The 8,165-nt window shown below is 55.3% G+C and carries 5 protein-coding genes and 1 tRNA gene; all 6 read left to right on the forward strand.

Annotated elements, in window-relative coordinates; translation table 11 throughout:
• The first annotated feature begins 2 nt into the window (after positions 1-2).
• The 6 genes from AC1DA5_RS06530 to AC1DA5_RS06555 all read left to right on the forward strand — a co-directional run bounded on the left by AC1DA5_RS06530 (position 3) and on the right by AC1DA5_RS06555 (position 8,017).
• Positions 3-75, forward strand: a tRNA-Arg gene (locus AC1DA5_RS06530).
• 685 nt (positions 76-760) lie between these two features.
• Positions 761-1,405, forward strand: a complete 645-nt coding sequence (locus AC1DA5_RS06535; RefSeq protein WP_480289592.1) for a hypothetical protein — start codon at positions 761-763, stop codon at positions 1,403-1,405.
• Between the two features lie 132 nt (positions 1,406-1,537).
• On the forward strand, positions 1,538-4,522 hold the full coding sequence (locus tag AC1DA5_RS06540) for a family 20 glycosylhydrolase (protein ID WP_480289594.1): 2,985 nt from the start codon (positions 1,538-1,540) through the stop codon (positions 4,520-4,522).
• Between the two features lie 122 nt (positions 4,523-4,644).
• Positions 4,645-5,985 (forward strand): ABC transporter substrate-binding protein, encoded by a 1,341-nt coding sequence (locus tag AC1DA5_RS06545; protein ID WP_058237243.1) that lies wholly within the window; start codon positions 4,645-4,647, stop codon positions 5,983-5,985.
• 131 nt (positions 5,986-6,116) lie between these two features.
• Positions 6,117-7,094, forward strand: coding sequence for a carbohydrate ABC transporter permease (locus AC1DA5_RS06550; protein ID WP_058237242.1), 978 nt, complete (start codon positions 6,117-6,119; stop codon positions 7,092-7,094).
• Positions 7,091-8,017 carry a carbohydrate ABC transporter permease gene (locus AC1DA5_RS06555; protein ID WP_082628580.1) on the forward strand — a complete coding sequence of 309 codons (927 nt, stop codon included), beginning with the start codon at positions 7,091-7,093 and terminating at the stop codon, positions 8,015-8,017. Before AC1DA5_RS06550 ends, AC1DA5_RS06555 begins: the two co-directional genes overlap by 4 nt.
• Positions 8,018-8,165: the final 148 nt, after the last annotated feature.

Here is an 8,165-nt window from a genome sequence, read left to right on the forward strand (position 1 = left end):
CTGCCCTCGTAGCTCAGGGGATAGAGCACCGCTCTCCTAAAGCGGGTGTCGGACGTTCGAATCGTCTCGGGGGCACGGGAAGACTGTTTTGCTCTCTTGAGCGCGGAGATTGTCCATACGGTAGGCAATCACCGTCTGCTTAAGAAGCGTGTTGGAGATTCCTATGTCAATACGCATCAAAGAGGCGCTGCGTGAGAATCGTCTGCCTGAGTTGCTATCTTAGTTTCAAGTTTGTGGGGGAGTGCCAGCCCTGCGACGAGCTACGCAACGTGTTGCGTGTCGCTATCTAATTGAGTTCGGGGAAAGATCCGCGATAGCTGCGAGAAATTTCCCTGCGGAGACGAGAGCAATTATTGGTAGAAACTGGTGAGGGGCATTACGGGCTGCGGCGAAATCGTTCCTGAGGGTGGAGCGACTCGCTGCCCATAGGTGCTCCCGTAAAATGAGGATCAGTCCTTTTCGCTGGACTGCAGTGGCCTTCCGTTGACTAATGACTTCGATGAGTGGGTGCTCTTCCACTGAGATTTGTTGCACGATTTTGTAGAGACTCAGGTCGAAGCTTGCAGCTTGTCTTACCAGCGGTCTGAGGGGGCTGTCAGATACTTTGATCGGAAGAAGCGCAAGGGGACCGCGAGCACTACTTACTGTACAACGAACGATGCTCGGAACCCGGACGTCTTCGTACCTCCAGAGCGCTGGGCGAGATGGCGAGCAGAGATGCGAGAGAGTGCTGTTGCCAGACGTGCCGTAATATGAGTACGTGCATACTCTTATTCACAAGCGAGCTCGGCTCGTAGCATCCCTCGCACTTTCAGCATCCCTCGCACTCAGTGCATGCGGAGCGAATTCGACAGATGAGGCGATAAAAGAGAGCGGGACTACCGCGACAACAACGGCCGAACAGTCCTCTATACCAACACAGCAGTCGATGCCTTCGAAACCCGAACCCGCCGAGCAAATGGTCGACACCTACACCGTCGGAGAGGAGATTGTTCTGCCTTCCGCGACGTTCACCGTGGTGACCATCGAGCAGAGAGACATGATTAACTCTGCTTTTCCCGACTACGAGCCAAGTTTTGTCCCTCCGGAGGGGCAGCGCTTGTGGTACTTCGACATCATGTGGACTAATACGACAAGTGAAACCGTAGACAAAGAATGTCATGGTCCTTATCAGTTCAACTTGGCCGCTTACGACATCAATGGAAATGAGATGAAGATGGTTGATCAGCCAGGCTTTATCGAAGGCCAGAATTGCTCGACAGGACTGATGAATGGGGAAACAGGACGATGGCAATCGGCCTTTTACTCACTCGATGCTGAGTTCGGATATGCGGTCTTCACTGACTATGCGGGAGGCGAGGCATATGTCGTCAAGGATCCGTCTCTTACACTGACAAAGAGCTGAGTCCAAAACCGACAATGGACAGCCATGCTGACTCGGTCAAGACGTATCAAACTACTGCCCTGACCGGCAGACAAAGCGACAGCATGATGTTAGTCTCGATGCCATTCAACGATGAATGCATTGGAGAAGAATATGACGAATAATCGCTTTAGGTATAAATGCGTTCTCGGCATTGCAGCAGTCGTGTGCTTTGCCCTCGGCGTGGGAGGTGGAGACGCTGCGTATGCAGCAGACTCGGCTGACAGTGCCGCAACAGCTTCCGAGGCAGTCGCCGAAGCAGTCGCTATGCCACATGTCATTCCTTCGCTGACCGGACAATGGACGCTCCAGGACACGACGTTTACGCTTGGCGCCACCGCGAAGATTGCGGCTGATGATAACTCCAAACTGGCTGCCAGCGCGTTGAAAAGCGAACTTGACCGCGCCACAGGAAGCTCTCATGAAATCGTTCCGATCGAACAGGCCGAATCCGGCGACATTGCGATCATGCAGGACGTCAGCCTGAACAACTTGGGAGCGCAAGGTTACCGATTGACGATTGATGATTCGGTGCGCATCGCGTCGCCCTCGTCAATTGGAGCACTGTACGGCAGCCAAACCGTCGCGCAGATCTTCTCCCAGCAGCTCACCGTCCCGCGTGGGCAAGTCGACGACCAGCCCGCTTACGCTGAGCGCGGCGTGACCCTCTCAGCGAACTGGCTCTACCTGTCGATGGACTACATCGAGCGTCTCCTCGACGACATGGCCTACTTCAAGCTGAACCAGGTGCTGCTGGAAGTGAAGATCCCCAACGAAAACTACCCGAAATCAAGCGAATGGGGGTACTACACGCCCGACCAGGTTCACCACATTCTGGATTATGCGGCCGAACGAGGAATCGACGTGATTCCCGAGATCAACTCGCCCGGACACATGGAACCGTGGATCAGAAACTATCCGGACCTGCAGCTATCCGACAGGCACGGCAAGAAATACGAGGGCGACTTGGATATCACCACGCCTGAAGCATTCGACTTCTACACCAGCCTGATCGACGAGTACATGAAGCTGTTCACCTCACAGTACTGGCACATGGGAGCAGATGAATACATCTGGGGACGATACGAAGACTTCCCGCAGATGGCGCAGTATGCGAAGAACAAGTGGGGTCAGTCCGCAATTCCGCGCGATGCATATGTGGATTTTGTCAACCGTGTCAACGATTACGTCAAGGACGCATACGGAAAGACGCTGCGAATCTGGAATGACGGCTACCCGCTTGAGACCGGAACTCAGGCTCTTGACACCGACATTATTGTGGAACACTGGCTGGCCAAGGACCGAAAAGCACAGAACCTGGTGGACAGCGGTCATCAGGTCATGAATGCGAATGTGGCGCTCTATCAGACGCGCGGCTCGCTGAAAATCGACACCCCCAGGCTCTATGGCGAACGCTTCAGCGTAGCGAACTTCGACAAGGACGAAAAGGTCGGGGAATTGGGCGCGCCTCATCCCAACGTTCTGGGCGCAAAGATGAGCCTGTGGCCGGATAACAGCGCTGCCGAGACTCAGAACCAGGTCGAACGGCTCCAGAATGATCCGCTGCGCTACGTCGCACAGATTACGTGGTCAGACGCATACGAACTGGATACATGGGACGAGTTCAAGACGCTGATCGACACACTGGGGCATTCAGCAAAGTGGATACCACCCACGGAACCCACGCTGCGCGATGGGAATTACACGATCGAACTGGTAGACAATGGGCGATACCTGAATGTCGCTGATGACAAGTCAGCGCATTTGACTCAGAACCAGTATGTGTGGAACGTGCAGCAAACTGATGACGGCTACTTTACGATCAGAGACTCCGTGACCGGCAAGTGCCTTGACCTGGCAGGTGAGCCCACACGCCTCCAGGTTCCAGCTGACGAGGGCGGATCACTGGCTCTGGCCGCGTGCAGTGATACGTCACGACAAAAGTGGCAAATCAGCAATGACCACAACAACGCGGTGGTGATGAACGCGGCGTCAATGATGCTGATGGCTGACAAGGATGCTCGCGGTGCGCAGCTCCCTTATGACAAAACGCAGGCCCGCTGGAAGATCGTTGGAGCTTTCGGTTTAGCTCTGAACTTTGACGAACCGCGTGTTCACTACGGTGAATCAGCAGCCATCACAGCTGTGCTGACCAATAACAGCGGCGCAACAGTGACCAACGTGAAGCTCACCGTTGAGGAAACACCAAAGTGGACAGTCGAATCAACAGGCGCCATTCCGGAAACCATTGAAGACGGCCAGAGCGTTGAGGTGCCACTTGTGATGTCTCCACGGTGTGCTGACTTCGGTCAGACACAAGTTCTGGCAACCGTGAGTTGGAACGATGGGGCAGACGAACACAGCACGCAGGCAGGGGCAAGTTTCCGCTACACGTTCGTCCCGCTCAAAGCGTCAGCCTCCGATTCGAACTGGGACGGACTGCCGGAGAATGTGCTCAATCTTGACCCCGAAAAACTGTGGCACTCGCAATGGCAGCCAGAAATCCTCCCTTTCCCGCACTGGGTGACCGTCGACCTTGGAGAAGTCAGGCGCATCACGGCACTGAACTACTGGCCTCGTCAAATCGGCATGAACGGCCAGGCTCGCCACTTTGAAGTCGCGACCAGCGTTGATGGAGAAAACTGGACGAAGCCACTGTTCTCAGGTGAATTTGTCGAAGGTACCTCATGGCAGCTTATTGAATTGCCGGAAACAACAGGACGATTTATCCGCCTGACCCTCAAGAGTCAGGTGTGGGCTCAGCCGGTAGTCGCCGTGGCAGCGCTCGAAGCTTATGCCTATCCGCTGAACGAAGTCTGCGAAGAGCCCCAAAGCGGAAATAATCCGGAAAGTGATGAAAATTCTCACAATGGCGAGAATCCGGGAGAAAATGGCGGTAATCAAGGTGACCAGGCTGCTCAACCGGGAACAGGCCAACGTCCCACAGTGGAACCTGATGGCGACGCCAGCCATTCACACGAAGGCCGCACATTCATTGCAAGAACCGGTGGAAATGGCGCGTTGGCGCTGTTTGGGGCTCTTCTCGGCTGCGCCGGAGGAGTGGTACTGATGACGCGGCGATGTGTCACAGATCGTTAACGAATGTTACGTGTCACGAGGATCGGTTTGGCAAAGATCCATGTGGCACGGGTACTATTTATGTGAACTTGAGGTTTGCGTCAAGAGCCTCAGACATTCAAGCTCGAAGGAGAGACAACACGATGGCCAATTCACTGAAGAAGGTGACCGCTCTCGGAGCGGTGGCATCCCTCAGCATGATGGGACTTGCAGCATGCTCCAATGGCGACGGCGGTGAGTCGAATTCCGCATCTGGCGATCAGTCAACGGCCGCTCCGGCTGGTGACGGCGGAAAAGTGGAGATTGCTTACATGCACCGTCTGCCTGACGGCGACGGCATGGTGAAGGTACAGGAAATTGCTGACCGCTGGAACGCGGAGCATCCTGATATTCACGTCACCACAACGAAGTTCGATGGTGCCGCACACGAAATGATCAAGAAACTTGAAACGGATATCAAGGCTAACTCGGGCCCCTGCCTGGCGATGCTCGGATACGCCGAAGTCCCCGAAATGTATGTCAAAGGCTTGGTCGAGGACGTGACCGAGCTGGCGGATCAGTACAAAGATCACTACTCCAGCGTCTTCAACCTGATGAAGGTCGGCGACGTGACCGTTGGCCTGCCGCAGGATACCGGCCCGCTGGTCTACTACTACAACAAGGCTGCATTTGAAGAGCTCGGCATCGATGTTCCGACGAACCTCGAAGAGTTTCAGGCTGCAGCTGCGAAGGCTGCTGAAGCCGGCAAGTACATCTCAGCATTCCTGCCTGACGAAGCACACTGGTACAGCGCTCAGGCCGCTGCAGCTGGTGGTGAGTGGTATACACCAGAAAATGACCAGTGGAAGGTCAACGCAGACTCAGACAAGTCCGCAGTCGTTGCCGACTTCTGGCAGAAGATGCTCGACGACAAGACCACGCTGCCTCTCGAGCGCTGGGGCGACGCATTCGCCCAGGCTCTTGTCGAAGGAAAGCTCATTGGCACTGTCGGCGCCAGCTGGGAAGCTCCTCTGCTCATGGACACCATGAAGGGCACCGACAATGAAGGCAAATGGGCTGTCGCTCAGCTCCCCGATTATGGTGCAGGCGCACTGACCGGACCTGACGGTGGGTCCGGTACGGCAGTCATGAAGGGATGCGAGTACCCCGAACAGGCCATGGAATTCAACGACTGGTTCAACACTCAGATCGATGACCTCGTTTCCCAAGGCCTAGTCGTGGCCGCGCTTGGCGAAATGAAGACACCGGAAGCTGTGATGAGCTTCTACGGTGGTCAGGATGTCTTCGCTGAACTCGCAAAGGCCAACGAAGCAATGGCGCCTAATTTCAGCTTCATGCCCTATTTCTCGGCTGTGGTGCCGAAGATGCAGGAAGCTGCGGCAGGCGCTGCAGACGGCTCAGGAAAAGTTGCTGACGTCTACAAGGCAGCGCAGGAGACTTCAATTAAGACATTGAAGGACAACGGTCTGCCGGTTGCCGAATAGCTATCACGATGATCAGTCGGCCAGAACAGATATGCAGGCGTTCTGGCCGACTGATCACTGTATACGCCACGAACATACAGCGCATATGCTCAGCGCGCCTGCCGTAGATGATTCAAAGGAGCAGTAGAGGTATGACAGGGACAACGGTGAGACAGGACTCACCGAGAACATCATCCATTCACGCCACGCCACGCCGCGGATCGAACAGGCGCGCCCGGAGGGAATCAATTGCAGGCTGGGGCTTCGCGCTCCCGTTCTTCCTGTCATTCGTCCTCGTCTTCCTGATTCCTATCTTCGTGTCCTTGTACAAGTCCTTCTTCAAACTGGTTCCCAAAGGAGGCGGGCTATTTGGCGGCGGCGAAAGTACTGAACAGTTCGTCGGATTCCTGAACTATCAGGAAGTGCTGGGAAATCCGCGCTTTTGGGCAGGTGTCGGACGCGTTCTCATTTACGCGCTCTTCCAGATCCCCGTCATGACACTGGCTGCTTTGGGGTTGGCGCTTCTGCTCGACTCATTCCTGACTCGCCACGTCACCGTTTACCGACTCGGCTACTTCCTTCCGTTCGCTATTCCTGGAATTGTTGCTGCCATGGTGTGGCTGTACCTGTACACCCCCGAGATTTCCCCGATTGTTAAAGGGCTGGCATCAATTGGCATCAGCATTGACTTCATGTCGAAGAACATCATCCTCGCGTCGATGGCGAATATGACGACATGGACGTACACGGGCTACAACATGCTGATCTTCATGGCCGCGCTTCAGTCAATTCCTCACGACCTGTACGATGCGGCTTACATTGACGGTGCGAACGGCTGGAAAGTTGTCCGACATATCAAGGTCCCCATGGTCAGAGGCGCGTTGCTGCTGTCCGTTCTTCTGTCGATCATCGGCACGATCCAGCTGTTCAACGAACCTACAGTAATGGAAACAGTCAACACTTGGATGGGTAAGGACTACACGCCGATGATGATGTCCTACAACACCATGATGGGAACACTTTCACCATCCGGTGACGGCCCGGCTTCCGCCGTGTCAATAGTGATGGCGATCATTGCGGGTGTTCTTGCCGCAATCTACGCATTGGTCCAACGGAAGGTCAGCCGATGAGCATCGCAACGCACACTCGTCCATGGAGCGCAAAATTCCGTAAGCCAGCCGCACGCCGTGAAAGCAGCCGACCCGAACCTCCACGGTCGCTGGCACCGTCCACATTTGCACGCGTCATCACAGCTGTTGTTTTGATCGGTGCGCTGATCTATTTCCTGATCCCGATCGTGTGGGTCATCTTCTCATCCACAAAAACCAACGCTGACCTTGCCTCCTCGAACGGCTTCTGGTTCGCACGCATGAACCTGGCGGAAAATTACTACAAGCTCAACGAATGGACTGGTGGCCTCTTCTGGCGCTGGGTTGGCAACTCACTGCTGTATTCAACCGTTGCCGGCGTCATCGGCACACTGATTTCAGTGGCGTGCGGCTACGCACTGTCCAAGTTCAACTTCGCGGGAAAGAAAATCGTACTCGGAACCATCATGGCAGGTATGCTGATCCCGATAGCACTGCTGACAGTTCCGCTGTACATCGTGTTCCACTCTCTTGGTCTGACCAACACCATGCTGGCGATCATTATTCCAAGCTGGGTCTCACCGTTTGGTGTGTTCCTCGGCATGGTGTATTCGTCCACATCAGTGCCGACCGAGCTGCTGGAGGCGGCACGCATTGACGGAGCCGGAGAGGTACGTATCTTCTTCACAGTTGTCCTGCGTCTCCTCGGCCCCGCGATGGTCACGATCTTCCTGTTTATCTTCGTGCAGACATGGAACAACTTCCTGCTGCCGTTGATGATGGTCTCATCCCCGGAGATCAAACCAGTGACCCTTGGCCTGTACGGCATGATGAGCTACTTCGCACCTCAAAAGGGTGCGGTCATGCTGGGAGCACTTCTGGGCGTTATCCCGTTGATCGTCCTCTTCCTTGCCTTGCAGCGCTACTGGCGGGCGGGCCTGGCTGCAGGCGCTGTAAAGGGATAAGGCAGACAGTTCTTGGGCGTGTGCCGAGTGCGGCTGGCAACAGTCAGCTGGACTCGGCACACGTTTTTATTTGCCCATTCGCTGTTCCCGACAGCGGCATGCTGGGTTAATGCCCGAAATGTGTGTATGGGGTGGGCGTGTCGCGGGG

The organism is Pauljensenia sp. C0254C2, from assembly GCF_056583835.1.

Excerpts from the sequence above, each read along its gene's own strand:
- AC1DA5_RS06540 (WP_480289594.1), top strand. The coding sequence starts at position 1,538 with ATGACGAATAATCGCTTTAGGTATAAATGCGTTCTCGGCATTGCAGCA.
- AC1DA5_RS06545 (WP_058237243.1), top strand. The coding sequence starts at position 4,645 with ATGGCCAATTCACTGAAGAAGGTGACCGCTCTCGGAGCGGTGGCATCC.
- AC1DA5_RS06550 (WP_058237242.1), top strand. The coding sequence starts at position 6,117 with ATGACAGGGACAACGGTGAGACAGGACTCACCGAGAACATCATCCATT.
- AC1DA5_RS06555 (WP_082628580.1), top strand. The coding sequence starts at position 7,091 with ATGAGCATCGCAACGCACACTCGTCCATGGAGCGCAAAATTCCGTAAG.